Origin of the sequence: Ancylobacter lacus (assembly GCF_018390635.1) — a bacterium.
In the GTDB taxonomy this organism is placed as follows: domain Bacteria; phylum Pseudomonadota; class Alphaproteobacteria; order Rhizobiales; family Xanthobacteraceae; genus Ancylobacter; species Ancylobacter lacus.
This window is the reverse complement of record NZ_JAHBGE010000012.1, coordinates 1-15959: the sequence shown is the minus strand read 5'-3', so window position 1 is coordinate 15959 and position 15959 is coordinate 1. Positions and strand designations below refer to the sequence as shown.

The 15959-nt window shown below is 67.3% G+C and carries 13 protein-coding genes; 7 read left to right on the top strand and 6 right to left on the bottom strand.

Annotated elements, in window-relative coordinates; translation table 11 throughout:
- The first annotated feature begins 207 nt into the window (after positions 1 to 207).
- Genes KHC27_RS03825 through KHC27_RS03815 form a run of 3 tightly spaced genes read left to right on the top strand, consistent with a single transcriptional unit; the run spans position 208 to position 2605 of the window.
- The gene (locus KHC27_RS03825; RefSeq protein WP_213335265.1) at positions 208 to 684 is read left to right on the top strand and encodes an Lrp/AsnC family transcriptional regulator; all 477 of its coding nucleotides are present in this window, start codon (positions 208 to 210) and stop codon (positions 682 to 684) included.
- Positions 681 to 1568: a glycosyltransferase family 8 protein gene (locus KHC27_RS03820; protein ID WP_213335263.1), complete on the top strand. Its 888-nt coding sequence runs from the start codon at positions 681 to 683 to the stop codon at positions 1566 to 1568. The genes KHC27_RS03825 and KHC27_RS03820 overlap by 4 nt, the downstream gene beginning before the upstream one ends.
- Positions 1568 to 2605 carry an ELM1/GtrOC1 family putative glycosyltransferase gene (locus KHC27_RS03815; protein WP_213335261.1) on the top strand — a complete coding sequence of 346 codons (1038 nt, stop codon included), beginning with the start codon at positions 1568 to 1570 and terminating at the stop codon, positions 2603 to 2605. The genes KHC27_RS03820 and KHC27_RS03815 overlap by 1 nt, the downstream gene beginning before the upstream one ends.
- On the opposite strand, the gene KHC27_RS03810 is transcribed toward KHC27_RS03815, so the two are convergent.
- From KHC27_RS03810 to carA, 5 genes are all read right to left on the bottom strand, one after another.
- Positions 2581 to 3627 carry a glycosyltransferase family 4 protein gene (locus tag KHC27_RS03810; protein WP_246518843.1) on the bottom strand — a complete coding sequence of 349 codons (1047 nt, stop codon included), beginning with the start codon at positions 3625 to 3627 and terminating at the stop codon, positions 2581 to 2583. The two genes, KHC27_RS03815 and KHC27_RS03810, sit on opposite strands and share 25 nt — an antisense overlap.
- Before the next feature lie 140 nt (positions 3628 to 3767).
- Positions 3768 to 4241, bottom strand: coding sequence for a transcription elongation factor GreA (gene greA / locus KHC27_RS03805; protein ID WP_213335259.1), 474 nt, complete (start codon positions 4239 to 4241; stop codon positions 3768 to 3770).
- Between the two features lie 133 nt (positions 4242 to 4374).
- Positions 4375 to 7710: a carbamoyl-phosphate synthase large subunit gene (carB, locus tag KHC27_RS03800; protein ID WP_213335257.1), complete on the bottom strand. Its 3336-nt coding sequence runs from the start codon at positions 7708 to 7710 to the stop codon at positions 4375 to 4377.
- Between the two features lie 173 nt (positions 7711 to 7883).
- Entirely contained in the window at positions 7884 to 8387 is a 504-nt protein-coding gene (locus tag KHC27_RS03795; protein ID WP_213335255.1) for a cupin, read from the bottom strand.
- A gap of 89 nt (positions 8388 to 8476) precedes the next feature.
- Positions 8477 to 9688, bottom strand: coding sequence for a glutamine-hydrolyzing carbamoyl-phosphate synthase small subunit (gene carA, locus KHC27_RS03790; protein ID WP_213335252.1), 1212 nt, complete (start codon positions 9686 to 9688; stop codon positions 8477 to 8479).
- A 244-nt stretch (positions 9689 to 9932) separates the two neighbouring features.
- Here carA and KHC27_RS03785 point away from each other — a divergent pair, with 244 nt between their 5' ends.
- From KHC27_RS03785 to rpoD, 3 genes are all read left to right on the top strand, one after another.
- The gene (locus KHC27_RS03785; RefSeq protein WP_343210824.1) at positions 9933 to 10391 is read left to right on the top strand and encodes a GatB/YqeY domain-containing protein; all 459 of its coding nucleotides are present in this window, start codon (positions 9933 to 9935) and stop codon (positions 10389 to 10391) included.
- Between the two features lie 225 nt (positions 10392 to 10616).
- The gene (dnaG, locus tag KHC27_RS03780) at positions 10617 to 12524 is read left to right on the top strand and encodes a DNA primase (protein WP_213335248.1); all 1908 of its coding nucleotides are present in this window, start codon (positions 10617 to 10619) and stop codon (positions 12522 to 12524) included.
- Between the two features lie 220 nt (positions 12525 to 12744).
- Positions 12745 to 14742, top strand: a complete 1998-nt coding sequence (gene rpoD, locus KHC27_RS03775; RefSeq protein ID WP_213335246.1) for an RNA polymerase sigma factor RpoD — start codon at positions 12745 to 12747, stop codon at positions 14740 to 14742.
- A gap of 60 nt (positions 14743 to 14802) precedes the next feature.
- Here rpoD and KHC27_RS03770 read toward each other — a convergent pair whose 3' ends face one another.
- Complete coding sequence (locus tag KHC27_RS03770) at positions 14803 to 15063, bottom strand: DUF2798 domain-containing protein (RefSeq protein WP_213335244.1); 261 nt, start codon at positions 15061 to 15063, stop codon at positions 14803 to 14805.
- 294 nt (positions 15064 to 15357) lie between these two features.
- Here KHC27_RS03770 and KHC27_RS03765 point away from each other — a divergent pair.
- The coding region (locus KHC27_RS03765; RefSeq protein WP_213335242.1) for a ferritin-like domain-containing protein at positions 15358 to 15959 on the top strand (602 nt) is incomplete at its 3' end.

The window sequence follows — 15959 nt, the reverse complement described above, 5'->3', positions numbered from 1 at the left end:
AGGCGCCATCAAGGCGGCTTCAGCCATGCGAAAATGTAGGAGCACGAGGCGACCTCCGCAAGCGGCGCAGCCCTTATCCGAAAGTTGTCCATAGGAGGAGGCATCGCACCGCGGCCTCCACGGGAAACATTATTGCGCTGCGGCGGCCGTCCAGTATGGTGCGCCCGCTGCCGCCGCTTCTTCGGAGGGCGCCCAAGGGAGAGCCTCGTGCCACGCCGGATCGACGATATCGACTGGAACATCCTGCGCGAGCTGCAGAACGACGGTCGCATCACCAATGTCGAGCTGTCGCGGCGGGTGGGAATCTCGGCGCCGCCGTGCCTGCGCCGCGTGCGGGCGCTGGAGGAGGAGGGGCTCATCAAGGGCTACCGCGTCCTGCTCGACGAGAAGAAGCTCGGCTTCGACCTCATGGCGTTCGCCATGGTGCATCTGGTCAGCCAGGCGGAGGCCGACCTCTCCGCCTTCGCCGAGCAGGTGGAGCGCTGGCCGCTGGTCCGCGCCTGCTGGATGCTCTCCGGCGAAACGGATTTCATCCTGCTCTGCGTCGCGCCCGATCTGCGCAGCTTCCAGAACTTCGTGCTGGAACTCACCGGCGCGCCGAATGTGCGCAACGTCAAGACCGCGCTCACCCTCCGCCAGGCCAAGGATGCGGCGGTGGTACCCATGGAGCTTCCGGCGACATGATCGTCGCGACCGCCACCGATCCCGCCTATGTCGAGCTGACGGCGGTGCTGCTGGCCTCCCTCGCGGTCCATGCCGGGCCGGAGGTGGAGGCGGTCTATGTCTTCTGCGACAATGTCGCGGCCGCGGACAAAGCCCGCATGGCGGAGAGCTGGCCGCGCGGGGATCTGTGCTTCGTCGATCTCGCCGCCGACGAGATCGAGCGCTTCACCCGCCTTCCGGTGAGCCGCCATCTCTCCCGCACCGCCTATGCCCGGGTGCTGATGCCGGCGAAGCTGCCGGAAGCCACCGGACGGCTGCTCTATGTCGATTGCGACACGGTGGTGAACGGCTCCCTCGCCCCGCTGGAGACGCTCGACCTCGGCGGTCGTGCGGTCGGGGCGGTGGAGGACGCGGCGACGCCGGAGCGGCGGATCGCGCGCAACCGCAAGATCGGCCTTCCCGACAGCACGATCTACTTCAACAGCGGCGTGCTGCTGATCGACCTCGCCGCGTGGCGGGCGGCGCGGGTGGCCGAGCGCGCCTTCGCCTTCGTCGCCGCGCGACCGGACCTGCCGATGATGGATCAGGACGCGCTGAACGGCGCGCTGGCGGGCGACTGGGCGCGGCTCGACGACACCTGGAACCGTCACCGCCCCAAGGTCGGCGGGCGTTATCCCGATCCGCCGGAGGTGTGGAAGGCGGCGCGGATCATCCACTTCATCGGGCAGGAAAAGCCGAATTTCGCCGATTGCGGCCATCCCGCCCGCGACGTCTTCCTGCGTCATCGCCGGGCGACACCTTATGCCGGCCGGCCGCTGCGGAGCTGGCTGTCGCGCAAGATCGCCAAGAAGCTGAACGACATGAAGCGCCGCCTCGCGCGGCTGCGAAGGCCCCGGGTGGCGTGATGAAACTGCTGGTGCTGCGCGACAAGAAGCCGGGCCATTTCCATCAGGCCGAGGGCGTTGCGCTCGCCATCGGCCGCATGACGCCGGTCGACATTCGCCGGATCGACATCCGCCCGAGCTGGTTCGCCCATGACGACATCCGCAAGATCATCATGCGCCGCTATGCTCGCGACCCCGCCTACTGGCTGAAGGCGATGTACCGGATCGACGTTGCCGCGCTGGAGCGGCCGGATGCGCTGGTCGGTTCGGGGCGGCCGACCATTTCCGCCGGAATCCTGCTGAAGCGCGTGTTCGGGGTGCCGTTCCTCTATTCCGGCCAGATCGGCGGCTACGACACCCGCGAGGTCGACCTGCAGATCGTGGCCTCGCCCCGTTCGGCCGGCAACCCGCGTTCGGCCTATGCGCTGATCCCCAATACCGTGAACCCGGACCTGCTGCCGCCGCCGCGCCGTCTCGCCGCGCCGGAGGACCTGCGCGGAGCGGAGCTGGCGCTGCTCATCGGCGGCACCGCCTATCGCAAGGAGTTCCCGGCGAATGAATGGGCCTCGCTGGTGCGCCTCGTCGGCGAGGTTGCCGATCGCTACGGCGTGCGCTGGCGCGTCAGCACCTCCCGCCGGACGCCGGACGACGTCGGCGACATGTTCGCGGCGCTGGATGCCGCCGGCAAACTCGCGGAGTTCATCGATTTCCGCCGCGCCGGCTCCGGCTCCGCCGGAAATCTCTACCGCGCCGACGCTATCGTGGTGACCGAGGATTCCATGAGCATGCTGGCGGAGGGCCTGACCGCGAAGCGGCCGGTGATCGGCCTGCGTTCAGCCGTGGTGCATGACGGCTACGCCAACGAGGCGATTGCGGCGATGGCGGCGGGCCCGAACCTCGGCATCCTGCCGCTGGGCACTGTCACGGCGGAACAGTTCGCGCAAACACTCCTCCGCCTCGTCCCGCCGACCACCGATGCGCGCGACGCGATCGCGCGGGCGGTGGCGCCGATCCTCGGCCTCGTGCCGCCCGCTCAGGCCGCCCAGATTGCCTCGTAGACCGCGTTGAGGCGCCGGGCCTCTTCCTCGATGGAATGCTCGGCCAGCGCCTGCGCACGGGCGTCCTCGCGCATCTGTGCCCGCGTTTCCTCGCCTGCGTCCATGAAGGCCGCGATCGCCGCCGCCATGGCGATGCCGTTGTCCGGCGGCACCAGCGCGCCGGTGCGACCTTCCGAAATCAGTTCGGGAAAGGCGCCCACCAGTGTGGCCACCACCGGCACGCCGCAGGCCATGGCCTCCAGAGGGGTGACGCCGAATCCTTCCCAGCGCTGCGGCGCGACATAGAGGTCAAGCGGGGGGTACCAGTCGGCGACCGCGCGCGTCGGCACCTCTCCCGGAAACAGGATGCGGTCGGCGAGCCCCGCTGCGGCAACCCTGGCCTTGAGGCCGGCGAGGAACTCCTCATGCGGGCCGGTGGCGCGGCCCAGAACAACGCCGCCCCAGTCCGGCCGTGCCGGCAGAACGTCGATCAGCGCGTCGACGAAGAGGTCCGTGCCCTTCTGCCGGCGAATGCGGCCAAAGCAGCCGACGAGCCTCAGATTTGGCAGCCCGAGCGCGGCGCGTGCCGCCGCGCGGTCCGCCGCAGGGCGGAAGCGTTCGGTGTCGATGCCGTGATGGACGATGGTGGAAGGCCGTTCCAGATAGCCCGCCGTCGCCGCCGAGGTGGCGATCACCGCGTCCATCCGCCCGATGAGGAAGCGGGTCCAGCGGGTGTGGCGGCGCTGCGAGGCGGAGGTGAAGACCAGCTTCAGCGGCATGCGCAGCACATCGCGCAACAACACGCCGGGGAGCATCTCGACGTTGCGGCGGGCGTGCCAGATGCGCGGCCGGCCGCTGGCTGGCCGGCGCCACAGCCGCAGCAGGTCGCCCCAGCCGATGCGGGGCACGTCGCCGGCGAGGCCGGGCCCGAGGGCGACGATGCCGACCTGACGGGCCTGCGCCGGCACCACGCGCTCCAGCGTCGCGGTGACGCCGGAGAGACGTTTCTTGAAATTGGGCGCGATGACCTCGACCGCCGCCATGTCCGGCCGCGACGGGTTCCGGGCCGGCGCCGCCTCGAAGGAGGGGGCGCCGGCATCCGGGTTCATGGGCTTGCTGTCAGGCATGGCGTCCTCCGCTGGAAGGCGCCGAAAGCCGGCACCACGCCGGACGGGCTCTGCGATCAGCCGAAGCGGACGTCCGTGATCTCATAGGAGCGGGCGCCCTTGGGCGTCACCACCTCGACCGAGGTGCCCTGTTTCTTGCCGATCAGGGCACGGGCCATCGGCGAGGAAATGGAGATGCGGCCGGCCTTGGCATCGGCTTCCATGTCGCCGACGATCTGCCAGCGCCGCTCTTCCTCGGTATCCTCGTCCACCAGCGTCACGGTGGCGCCGAACTTCACCACGTCCCCTGACATCTTGGTGATGTCGATGATATCGGCGCGGGAGAGCTTGTCCTCGAGCTCGGCGATGCGGCCTTCGTTCAGCGCCTGCTGCTCCTTGGCCGCGTGATATTCCGCGTTTTCGGAAAGGTCGCCATGGGCGCGCGCTTCCGAAATCGCGTTGATGATGCGCGGGCGCTCGATCTGCTGACGCTGCTTCAGTTCCGCCTCGAGCGCTGCGTGCCCGGAGACGGTCATCGGAACCTTTTCCATAGGTCTTTCAAGACCTCCCTATCAAACATGCGTCACGCCCGCGTGGAACTGGAGGCCCGGAGGGGCTTCCAAGATCCATCGCGGGGGTCACGATGTCGGTGTGGGCGCCGCCGTCACGCTGCACCACGAATGGTCAGGAACGCGCGGCGCCGAAGTAATCCTGCAGCGCACGCACCTGGAGATCGCCGCCGATATAGGCCTTGATCCCGAGCGCGGCTGCGACGGCTCCTGATAGCGTGGTGTAGTACGGCACTTTATGCAAGAGGGCGGCGCGGCGAAGCGACCGGCTGTCCGCCAGAGCCTGGGCTCCCTCGGTGGTGTTGAACACCAGCTGGACCTCGCCATTCTTGATGGCGTCGACAATGTGCGGCCGACCTTCCAGAACCTTGTTGATCTTGGTGCTGGGAATGCCGTTGGCGGCGAGGTAGCGCTGGGTGCCGGAGGTGGCGATGACCTTGAAGCCCAGCGTGTTCAGCAGGCGGATCGACTCCAGGATGCGGGGCTTGTCGTCCTCGCGCACGGAGACGAACACGGTGCCGGACTTCGGCACCTTGGTGCCGCCCCCGAGCTGGCTCTTGGCGAAGGCGACCTCATAGGAGCGGTCGAGGCCCATCACCTCACCGGTGGAGCGCATCTCGGGGCCGAGGATGGTGTCAACGCCCGGGAAGCGGGCGAAGGGGAACACCGCCTCCTTCACAGCGACATGGTCCAGCTTCGGCGCGCTGAGGCCGAAGCTGGCCAGAGGTTCTCCCGCCATGACGCGCGAGGCGATCTTGGCGATGGGCTGGCCGATGACCTTGGCGACGAAGGGCACGGTGCGCGAGGCCCGCGGATTGACCTCCAGCACGTAGATGTCGCCGTCCTTGATGGCGTACTGCACGTTCATCAGCCCGCCGACCCCGAGCGCCAGCGCGAGGCCGCGGGTCTGGCGTTCAAGCCGGTCGATCATGTCGGTGGTGAGCGAGTGGGGCGGCAGCGAGCAGGCCGAATCACCGGAATGGATGCCGGCTTCTTCGATGTGCTCCATGATCCCGCAGATGAAGGTGTCCTTGCCGTCGGCGAGGCAGTCCACATCGACCTCGATCGCGTCCGAGAGATACCGGTCGAACAGCAGCGGGTTCTTGCCGAGGACGGTGTTGATCTGGCCGGTCTTGTCGTTGGGATAGCGGGCCTTCACGTCGTTCGGCACCAGCCCGGGCAGCGTCTCCAGCAGGTAGTCACCGAGCTGGGTGTTGTCGTGAATGATCTGCATCGCGCGGCCGCCGAGCACGTAGGACGGGCGCACCACGAGGGGATAGCCGAGATCGCCGGCGATGAGGCGGGCCTGCTCGACGGAATAGGCGATTCCATTGGCGGGCTGGCGCAGCTTCAGCCGGTCCAGCAGCGTCTTGAACCGGTCGCGGTCCTCGGCGAGGTCGATGGCGTCGGGCGAGGTGCCGAGAATCGGGATGTCGGCCTGTTCCAGCGCATGGGCCAGCTTCAGCGGGGTCTGGCCGCCGAACTGGACGATGACGCCGTGCAGCGTGCCCTGGCTCCGCTCACGGTCCAGCACCTCGATCACGTCCTCGGCGGTGAGCGGCTCGAAATAGAGCCGATCCGAGGTGTCATAGTCGGTCGACACGGTTTCCGGGTTGCAGTTGACCATGATGGTCTCGTACCCCGCCTCCTTCAGCGCGAAGGCGGCGTGGCAGCAGCAATAGTCGAACTCGATGCCCTGCCCGATACGGTTCGGCCCGCCGCCAAGGATCGCAACCTTCTTTGCGCTAGAGGGCCGCGACTCATCCGCCGGCGCGCCGGCGAAGGGCGCCTCGTAGGTCGAGTACATATAGGCGGTGGGGGAGGCGAATTCGGCGGCACAGGTGTCGATGCGCTTGTAGACCGGGCGCACCCCCAACGCGAGGCGGCGGCCGGTGACCTGTTCCTCGGTCATGCGGGCGAGTCCGGCCAGACGGGAATCCGAGAAGCCCATCGCCTTGAGCCGGCGGAAGGCCGCCGCGTTGCGCGGCAGGCCGTGGGTGCGGACCTTCGCCTCCATCTCCACGATGGCGCGCAACTGCTCCAGGAACCAAGGGTCGATCTTGCAGGCGGTGTGGATGGTCTCGTTGTCGAAGCCGAGCCGCATGGCCTGGGCGACCTTCAGCAGCCGGTCCGGCGTCGGGGTGCTGATGGCGGCGCGGATGGCGTTCTTGTCGTCGCCCTGGCCGAGACCGTCGATCTCGATCTCGTCGAGCCCGGTGAGCCCGGTCTCGAGCGAGCGAAGCGCCTTCTGGAGGCTTTCCGGGAAGGTCCGGCCGATCGCCATCGCCTCGCCGACCGACTTCATCGAGGTGGTGAGCACCGGATCGGAGCCGGGGAACTTCTCGAAGGCGAAGCGCGGTATTTTGGTGACGACGTAGTCGATCGTCGGTTCGAACGAGGCCGGGGTCGCCCCGCCGGTGATGTCGTTGGCGATCTCGTCCATCGTGTAGCCGACCGCGAGCCGCGCCGCGACCTTGGCGATCGGGAAGCCGGTCGCCTTGGAGGCCAGCGCCGAGGAGCGCGACACCCGCGGGTTCATCTCGATCACGATCATGCGGCCGCTTGCCGGGTCGATCGCGAACTGCACGTTCGAGCCACCGGTCTCGACGCCGATCTCGCGCAGCACCGCCAGCGAGGCGTCGCGCATGACCTGGTATTCCTTGTCGGTCAGCGTCAGCGCCGGGGCGACGGTGATGGAGTCGCCGGTATGCACGCCCATCGGGTCGATGTTCTCGATGGAGCAGACGATGATGCAGTTGTCCGCCTTGTCGCGGACGACCTCCATCTCGTACTCCTTCCAGCCGAGCACGCTCTCCTCGATCAGCACCTCGTTGGTGGGCGAGGCGTCGATGCCGCGCTCCACGATCTCGATGAACTCCGCCTTGTTGTAGGCGATGCCGCCGCCCTGACCGCCCATGGTGAAGCTGGGGCGGATGATGGTGGGCAGCCCGACATAATCCAGCGCGCCGAGCGCCTGGGCCAGCGTCTTCACCTGCATCGAACGCGGGGTGTCGAGGCCGATCTTCGTCATGGCGTCGCGGAAAAGCTGGCGATCCTCGGCCTTGTCGATGGCCTCGGCGGTGGCGCCGATCATCTCGACGTCATAGGCCTCCAGCACGCCCATCTTCTTGAGCGAGAGGGCGCAGTTCAGTGCCGTCTGCCCGCCCATGGTCGGCAGCAGGGCGAAGCCGCCGGGAAGGACCGTGCGTTCCTTCGCGATGATCTTGGCGACAATCTCGGGGGTGATCGGCTCGATATAGGTGGCGTCCGCCAGCTCCGGATCCGTCATGATGGTTGCCGGATTGGAGTTCACCAGCACCACCCGGTACCCCTCTTCGCGGAGCGTCTTCACCGCCTGGGTGCCGGAGTAATCGAATTCGCAGGCCTGGCCGATAACGATGGGGCCCGCGCCGATGATGAGGATGGTCGAGATGTCTGTGCGTTTCGGCATCGGTTTCCGTGCGGCTCGCGCATTGCTCCGGTCGCACGAAAAAGGACGCGCAGGGTAACGCGTCCTTGGCTTGCACCGGCTTGGACTTTCTTGGCGGGGTGTCTCCCCGCGACGTGGCGCTTCCCATAGACCAGATTCAGCACAGGGGGAAGGGCAGGGCGCGCAATCCTGCCCTAACGCCTCCACAGCCGGAGCAGGGCGCCGTCCCACCCTGTGAGCGGGTCCGTCTCCGGCAGCGGCACGGCCGCGATACGGGCGAGCGCCGCCTCAAGTCCCGCGTCGTCGTCGGCGGCGCGCTCGACCTCGTAGTGTTGGCCGGGCGGATAGGCCCCGACAACGAGAAGGTCGTCGCTGGCGGAGAGCCGCTTGTGCCCGGTGCCGGCCGGCAGAACGAGGATGTCGCCGGGTCCGACCTCGAACACTTCGCCATCCTCGCCGCCGAGCTTGATGCTGGCGGCACCGCGCACGAAGCCGAGCGTCTCATGCGCGGTGCTGTGGAAATGGTGATAGTCATAGACGCCGTTGCGCCAGCGCGGCTCCCAGCCATTCGCATCCAGCAGCGATTCGAACGTCGAGGCCGCGCCCAGCAGCACGCCGCAATACAGCAGCACCGGCAGGTAAGGGTTGTTGGGCACGCCCCGTGAGGAGGCGAAGCGGCGGGTATCGGGCTCAGGCATCGGCGCGTCTCCTCGTGATCCCCTGCCGGGGCGCCCACTCTAAGCACGCTGATGCCCGCCGGTTCCGGGCGGCCGGCGGGTTCGCGCCGTCAGGCGGCCTTGTCCTTGTGACGCGCGATCATCTCGACGAAGCGGTCGAAGAGATAATGGCTGTCCTGGGGGCCGGGGCTCGCTTCCGGATGGTACTGCACCGAGAACACCGGCCTGTCGGCAAGCGCGATGCCGGCATTGGACCCGTCGAACAGCGAGACGTGCGTCTCTGTAGCGTTCGCCGGCAGGCTGTCACGGTCCACCGCGAAGCCGTGATTCATGGAGGTGATCTCCACCTTGCCGGTGGTCTGGTCCTTCACCGGGTGGTTCGCGCCGTGGTGGCCCTGGTGCATCTTCATGGTGCGGCCGCCCACAGCGAGGCCGATCATCTGGTGACCGAGGCAGATGCCGAAGGTGGGCACGCCGCGGTCGATGATCTCGCGGATGACCGGCACCGCATATTCGCCGGTGGCGGCAGGGTCGCCCGGGCCGTTGGAGAGGAAGACGCCGTCCGGCTGGAGGGCGAGAATCTCCTCGGCGGAGGTGGTGGCGGGTACCACCGTCACCCGGCAGCCGGCCCGGGCGAGCAGCCGCAGGATGTTGCGCTTGATGCCGTAGTCGATGGCGACGACGTGGTGGGCCGGCGCGGTCTGGGTGCCGTAGCCCTTGCCCCACTGCCAGGGTGTCTCGTCCCAGGTGAATCGCTGGGCGCTGGTCACCATCGGCACCAGATCCATTCCGACCAGACCCGGCCATTCGGCCGCTTCCGCCTTCAGGGCGGGAAGGTCGAACACGCCATCTTCCGCGTGGGCAATCACCGCGTTCGGCATGCCCTTGTCGCGTATCAGCGCGGTGAGCGCGCGGGTGTCGATGCCGGCGATGCCGATGATGCCGCGGGCCTTCAGCCACTGGTCGAAGTGGCGGGTCGCCCGGTAGTTTGAAGGGTCGGTGATGCCGGAATGCAGAACGACCCCGCGTACTCCCGAGGCGCCGGCCATCGAGATGGTCTCGATGTCCTCCTCGTTGGTCCCGACATTGCCGATGTGGGGAAAGGTGAAGGTGATGATCTGCCCGGCATAGGAGGGATCGGTGAGGATCTCCTGGTAGCCGGTCATCGCCGTGTTGAAGCACACCTCGCCCACCGCATGGCCGGTGGCGCCGAGGCCGATGCCTTCCAGCACCGTGCCGTCCGCCAGAACCAGCACCGCGGTGGGCGCGGGCTCGGCCCAGGCATCGTCCGAGTGGATGTTGTGGGGGTCGGTGCCGCTCATCTGATCTTGTTCCTGCGTCATCGGTGGCCTAATTAATCGTTCACCGCGTCGGATGCCAGCGCTGTTGAGGCTTGGCAGATCTGCATGTGCGGGGATCGGCGATCCCGTTCTCTTAACGCGCAGGGTCCAGCCGGTAAGCCCCGATGGAATGTGGGGCGGGTTCGTTCAAGTCGACGTTGACGGCCGTCGGGGCTCGTGCAGGGCGGGCGGCTGGGCGTTGCCATTCGGGAAAGATGAGGCAGACGTGCTCCGCGAAGCGATCAACGCATCCTTGAAGGATGCGCTCCGGGCCCAGGACAAGCTGCGTGCGGGCACGCTGCGGCTGATCAATGCGGCGATCAAGGACCGCGACATCGAGGCGCGCGGCCATGGCCGTGATCCGCTCTCGGATGACGAGGTGCTGGGTCTGCTCACCAAGATGATCAAGCAGCGCGAGGAATCCGCCAGGATCTATGAAGAGGCCGGCCGGGTTGACCTTGCCACCCAGGAGCGTGCCGAGGTCGGGGTCATCCAGGGCTTCCTGCCCCGGCAGATGAGCGAAGCGGAGGCGCAGGCTGCCGTCGCCGCGGTGATCGCCGAGATCGACGCTCATGGCCTGAAGGACATGGGCCGCACCATGGCGGCGCTGAAGGAGCGCTACACCGGGGTGATGGACTTCGCCCGGGCGAGCGGAACCGTGAAGACCCTGCTCACCGCAGGGTGAGCCGTCGCCTGTTCCGCTGCGGGAGCGGGACGAGGGCGGGATAGCGGGGATAACGGGGGCAGCGGGTTTGGTCGCTCGCCCTCCGCCGCGCGCCGGCTGATGATGCTCGGCTATGGTCCGGGACGAGCCGGTCGTACCCCGATCCGGCTCACCCGCCCGCTGGCGGGCTGACGGCCCGGCGCTTGCCTGTACATATGCGGGACCTGCTCGAACGCTGATCGGCTCATGCGCTTTCCACCGGCCTTCCTCGACGAGATACGCACGCGCCTCCCGGTTTCCGAGGTGGTTAGCAAGCGTGTCCCGCTGAAGAAGCAGGGCCGGGAATGGCGCGGCCTCTCGCCGTTCAATCCGGAGAAGACGCCCTCTTTCTACGTCAACGACCAGAAGGGTTTCTACCACTGCTTCTCCTCCGGCAAGCACGGCGACCAGTTCGATTTCCTCATGGAGACGGAAGGGCTTCCCTTTCCTGAAGCGGTGGAGCGGCTGGCCTCCATGGCCGGGCTGCCCATGCCGGTGGTCTCCCGCGACGAGGTGGTGCGCGAGAACCGCCGCAAGACGCTCCATGAAGTCATGGAACTCGCGGCCCAGTTCTTCGAGTCCTGTCTGCAGGGTCGCGTCGGCGCGCGGGCGAGGGGCTATCTGGCGGATCGCGGTCTGGGGCCGACCACCCAGGCCCGCTTCCGTCTGGGCTATGCCCCCTCGGACCGCTTCGCCCTCAAGGAGGCGCTCGGCGGCCGGGGCGTGCCCGTGGAGGATATGGTCGAGGCCGGCCTGCTGATCGCGGGCGAGGACATCGCCGTTCCTTATGATCGCTTCCGCGACCGTGTGATGTTTCCCATCACCGACCTGCGCGGCCGGGTGGTCGCCTTCGGCGGCCGGGCCCTGGAGAAGGATGTCGCGGCCAAATATCTGAATTCGCCCGAAACCCCGCTCTTTCACAAAGGCGGGCTGCTCTACAACGCCTTCAACGCCCGGGCCGCTGCCCACAAAGGCGCGCCGGTGGTGGTGGTGGAGGGCTATGTCGACGTCATCGCCCTCGTCGAGGCCGGTTTCGAGGGCGCGGTGGCGCCGCTCGGGACGGCGCTGACCGAGGACCAGCTTGCGTTGCTGTGGAAGATGGCGCCGGAACCGATCCTGCTGTTCGACGGCGACAAGGCGGGGCGCCGCGCGGCATGGCGGGCCGTCGATCTCGCCCTTCCGCACCTGAAGCCGGGGATGAGCCTGCGATTTGGGACCTTGCCCGACGGTCAGGATCCCGACGACCTCGTCCGTCATGGTGGCCGCCCGGCGGCGGAGGCGGTGCTTGTCGCAGCCCGGCCGCTGGCGGCGGAGCTGTGGAGCCGCGAGAGCGAGGGCGCTCCGATCGACACGCCCGAGCGGCGCGCCGCGCTGGAAGCGCGTATCGGCGAGATCATTCGCGGCATTGGCGATGAGACCGTCCGCAAGCACTACCGCAGCGATCTGACGGAGCGCTTTCGCAAGCTGTTCGCGCCGGCCGCCGCGTCCGGTGCGCGGCGGCCGCCCGGCGGGGGGCGCCAGCGTGGCCGCCGCCCGTTCGAGGCGGTGGAGCCTCCGCCGGTGGCGAGCGACATGGTGCGCCGCTCGTCGCTGGTGCGCGGGGTGTCGGGAGGGTTGCCCCGCAATGAAGCCCTGCTGCTCTTCGCGGTACTCAACCATCCCTTCCTGCTGGACCGGCATGCCGAGGAACTGGCGGAGCTGCCTTTCGCCAGCCGGGAGGCGATCTCCCTTCGACAAGCGCTGCTCGATGCCCATACCGAGGGCGAGGCGGACACGCCCGAGCATCTGGCGGCGCGCATCTCTGCCTCAGGCCTTGGCGAGCTTGCGGCCCGGGTGCGGGCCAGTGCGGTGGCGCGGCACGACTGGCCGGCGTTCGCCGATGCCGGCCGCACCGATGTGGAGCTGTGGTGGCACCAGCGCTCGGCCTTGCACCGTCGCTCGCATGCCCTATCTAGGGAATTGAGGGAAGCCGAAACCGCGCTCGCCGAGGAGCCGACAGAGATGAACTGGGCCCGCTTCCTCGACATACAAAAACGAATCGCCGCACTTGACGGGACCGAAGCTTTGGTAGAGGGGTTCGGCGCCGCGTCGGGTCGATCGGCGAGGAGCATGTAATGAGTTCTGGGGTCTCTCGCCCGCGTGCGTGGTAAAACGCCGTGGTGCGGGTGGCCCTGTCTGCGTCGCCCGGAAGGCTGACGCGCCGGTTTTGCCGGGTCCGGCCTCTCGGCTGGCCTGTCGGTGGGGTCGGGATCGGATCTGAATGGGCGGCGCCGCCGGACGGCGGCTGTCTTGCGCCGGGGCCGCTGTTCGGCGTCGGCGATTGAGGAGCACACGCATGGCGAAGCAGGCGGCGGAAGCAACGGAAGCCCCGGAGAAGGATGGCGATACCCCGGACAGCCCGTTGCTCGATCTTTCGGATGCCGCCGTCCGCAAGATGATCAAGCTCGCCAAGAAGCGCGGCTACGTCACCTATGACGAACTGAACGAGGTCCTGCCCTCCAACGAGGTGTCGTCCGACCAGATCGAGGACATCTACGCGATGCTCAACGAGATGGGCATCAACGTCATCGAGGCGGAGGAGGCGGAAGCCGAGGAAGCCGCCGAGGAAGGCGGTGAGGCGGCGGATGACGAGGAGGAGTCCGGCGGCGAGATCGCCGAAGCGGCGCCCCGTGCCGTCGTCCGCTCCGAGACCAAGTCCGAGCCCGGCGAGCGGACCGACGACCCCGTGCGCATGTATCTGCGCGAGATGGGGTCGGTCGAACTGCTTTCCCGCGAGGGCGAGATCGCCATCGCCAAGCGCATCGAGGCTGGCCGCGAGGCGATGATCGCCGGCCTCTGCGAAAGTCCGCTGACGTTCCAGGCCATCATCATCTGGCGCGACGAGCTGGTCGAGGGCAAGGTCCTCCTGCGCGACATCATCGACCTCGAGGCGACCTATGCCGGTCCTGAGGGCAAGAACGCCCCGCTCGTCGAGGGGGGTGCCCTTGCGCCCGACGGCGACGAGGAGCGCGAGCCGACCATCGGGGAGAGCATCGCCGCCGATGACGAGGACGACATGGAGAATTCCCTGTCGCTCGCCGCGATGGAAGCCGAAATCAAGCCGAAGGTGCTGGAGACCTTCGACCGCGTCGCCGACGCCTACAAGCGGCTGCGCCGCCTGCAGGACCAGAACGTCGAATCAAAGCTGAAGAACGAGAGCCTCTCTCCCTCGCAGGAGCGGCGCTACAAGAAGCTCAAGGACGACCTGATCCTCGACGTGAAGTCGCTGTCGCTCAACCAGGCGCGCATCGACAATCTCGTGGAGCAGCTCTACGACATCAACAAGCGCCTCGTCTCTCTCGAGGGGCGGCTGATGCGCCTTGCCGAGAGCTTCGGCGTCTCCCGTGAGGACTTTCTCAAGCAGTATCAGGGTTCCGAACTCGACCCGAAGTGGGTGAACCGGGTGAAGAACCTCGCCACACGGGGCTGGAAGGGTTTTGTTGGCCAGGAACTCGATGCCATTCGCGACCTGAGGTCGGACATCCACTCGCTGGCCACGGAGACGGGCCTCGAGATCCTGGAGTTCCGCAAGATCGTCCAGATGGTCCAGAAGGGCGAGCGCGAGGCCCGGCAGGCGAAGAAGGAAATGGTGGAGGCCAATCTGCGCCTCGTCATTTCCATCGCCAAGAAATACACCAATCGCGGCCTGCAGTTCCTCGACCTGATCCAGGAAGGCAACATCGGCCTGATGAAGGCGGTGGACAAGTTCGAGTACCGCCGCGGCTACAAGTTCTCCACCTATGCGACGTGGTGGATCCGGCAGGCGATCACCCGCTCGATCGCCGACCAGGCCCGCACCATCCGCATTCCCGTGCACATGATCGAGACGATCAACAAGATCGTCCGCACCTCGCGCCAGATGCTGCACGAGATCGGCCGCGAGCCGACGCCGGAAGAGCTGGCCGAGAAGCTCGGCATGCCGCTGGAAAAAGTGCGCAAGGTTCTGAAGATCGCCAAGGAGCCGATCTCGCTCGAAACCCCGATCGGCGACGAGGAAGACAGCCATCTCGGCGACTTCATCGAGGACAAGAACGCGATCCTGCCGATCGACGCGGCGATCCAGTCCAATCTGCGGGAAACCACCACGCGGGTGCTGGCGAGCCTGACGCCGCGCGAGGAGCGTGTGCTGCGCATGCGCTTCGGCATCGGCATGAACACCGACCACACGCTGGAAGAGGTCGGCCAGCAGTTCTCGGTGACGCGCGAGCGTATCCGCCAGATCGAGGCGAAGGCGCTGCGCAAGCTGAAGCACCCCTCCCGGAGCCGCAAGCTGCGCAGCTTCCTGGACAATTGAGCGGGCAGAGCATACCGGCGACGCAAGGGGCGGCCTTTGGCCGCCCCTTTTCTTTGGCGATCAGCGCGCCGGCGGCGGCTCGACCACCAGCGCAACGATGCGGCGCACCAGGGGCAGCACCGCGAGCAAGGTTGGGAAGGCCACCAGCCAGGACAGCAGCCACGCGGTCGGCCATGTCGCCAGGAAAGCCGGGCTGACGCCGAGGCTGCGCCAGGTTGCGATGGCCGAAACCACGAGGGTCATCAGCAGCGACAGCACCAACGGCATGATGAACGCCCCATAACGGGCGGGAAGACGACGCGGCGGGGATTGGATCTTCATGGTGAGGTCTCGTTCGTCAGGGCGTGAACCTTGAGGTTCAATGTGCATCCGCCGGTTCTCGCCCGGATGGGATGCGTTGCCTGACGTGAGACGCTTACGACCGCCGAAGTGCGACGATGCGTCAGGATTAGCGCAAGCCGAAAAGCCTGTCCAGCCAGTGGAGGTTAACGGCACCGCATGGCGCGGGACGGCGCGGCGGCTGATATCGCGCCTTCCACCGCACCATCCACGTTGCGGTAGACAGGGGAGTGGCGTAAATTCGATTTAGAACGTTTCTAAATTGGATGCCGCACCATGCTGCCCGCCTTCACCCAGCGCCGTCGCTTCTCCGATCTTTCTGAAGCGGAAGTCCTAGCCCTCGCCATTTCCTCCGAGGAGGATGACGGGCGGATCTATGCCACCTACGCCGAGCGGCTGCGTGAGAAATATCCCGACAGCGCTGCGATCTTCGACGAGATGGCCGCCGAGGAGGATGGCCATCGTCGCCGGCTGATCGACGCCTATGAGGCCCGGTTCGGCAAGGTCATTCCCTTGATCCGGCGCGAGCATGTCGCGGGCTACTATAATCGCCGGCCCATATGGCTCGTGGAGAACCTCTCGATCGAGCGTATCCGCGGCGAGGCGGCGAAGATGGAGGAGGACGCGGCGAACTTCTATCTCCACGCCGCGCAGGCCAGCAGTGATCCCGCCACGCGCAAGCTGCTTGGCGACCTCGCCAATGAAGAGCGTGGCCATCACGACAAGGCCGAGAGCCTGGAGGCAGCCCATGCCGGAACGTCCGCCCGCCAGGAGGAGGACGAGCAGGCGCATCGCCAGTTCGTCTTGACCTGGGTGCAGCCCGTGCAGATTCCGACGTTCATCCGGCCGGGTTTCCAATCGTCATCCGGCCAGCATTC

What these genes read in the sequence shown, in the direction of transcription:
- KHC27_RS03820 (WP_213335263.1), top strand. Translation starts at nt 681, where the DNA reads ATGATCGTCGCGACCGCCACCGATCCCGCCTATGTCGAGCTGACGGCG.
- KHC27_RS03815 (WP_213335261.1), top strand. Translation starts at nt 1,568, where the DNA reads ATGAAACTGCTGGTGCTGCGCGACAAGAAGCCGGGCCATTTCCATCAG.
- KHC27_RS03810 (WP_246518843.1), bottom strand. Translation starts at nt 3,627, where the DNA reads ATGGCGGCGGTCGAGGTCATCGCGCCCAATTTCAAGAAACGTCTCTCC.
- greA (WP_213335259.1), bottom strand. Translation starts at nt 4,241, where the DNA reads ATGGAAAAGGTTCCGATGACCGTCTCCGGGCACGCAGCGCTCGAGGCG.
- carB (WP_213335257.1), bottom strand. Translation starts at nt 7,710, where the DNA reads ATGCCGAAACGCACAGACATCTCGACCATCCTCATCATCGGCGCGGGC.
- KHC27_RS03795 (WP_213335255.1), bottom strand. Translation starts at nt 8,387, where the DNA reads ATGCCTGAGCCCGATACCCGCCGCTTCGCCTCCTCACGGGGCGTGCCC.
- carA (WP_213335252.1), bottom strand. Translation starts at nt 9,688, where the DNA reads ATGAGCGGCACCGACCCCCACAACATCCACTCGGACGATGCCTGGGCC.
- dnaG (WP_213335248.1), top strand. Translation starts at nt 10,617, where the DNA reads ATGCGCTTTCCACCGGCCTTCCTCGACGAGATACGCACGCGCCTCCCG.
- rpoD (WP_213335246.1), top strand. Translation starts at nt 12,745, where the DNA reads ATGGCGAAGCAGGCGGCGGAAGCAACGGAAGCCCCGGAGAAGGATGGC.
- KHC27_RS03770 (WP_213335244.1), bottom strand. Translation starts at nt 15,063, where the DNA reads ATGAAGATCCAATCCCCGCCGCGTCGTCTTCCCGCCCGTTATGGGGCG.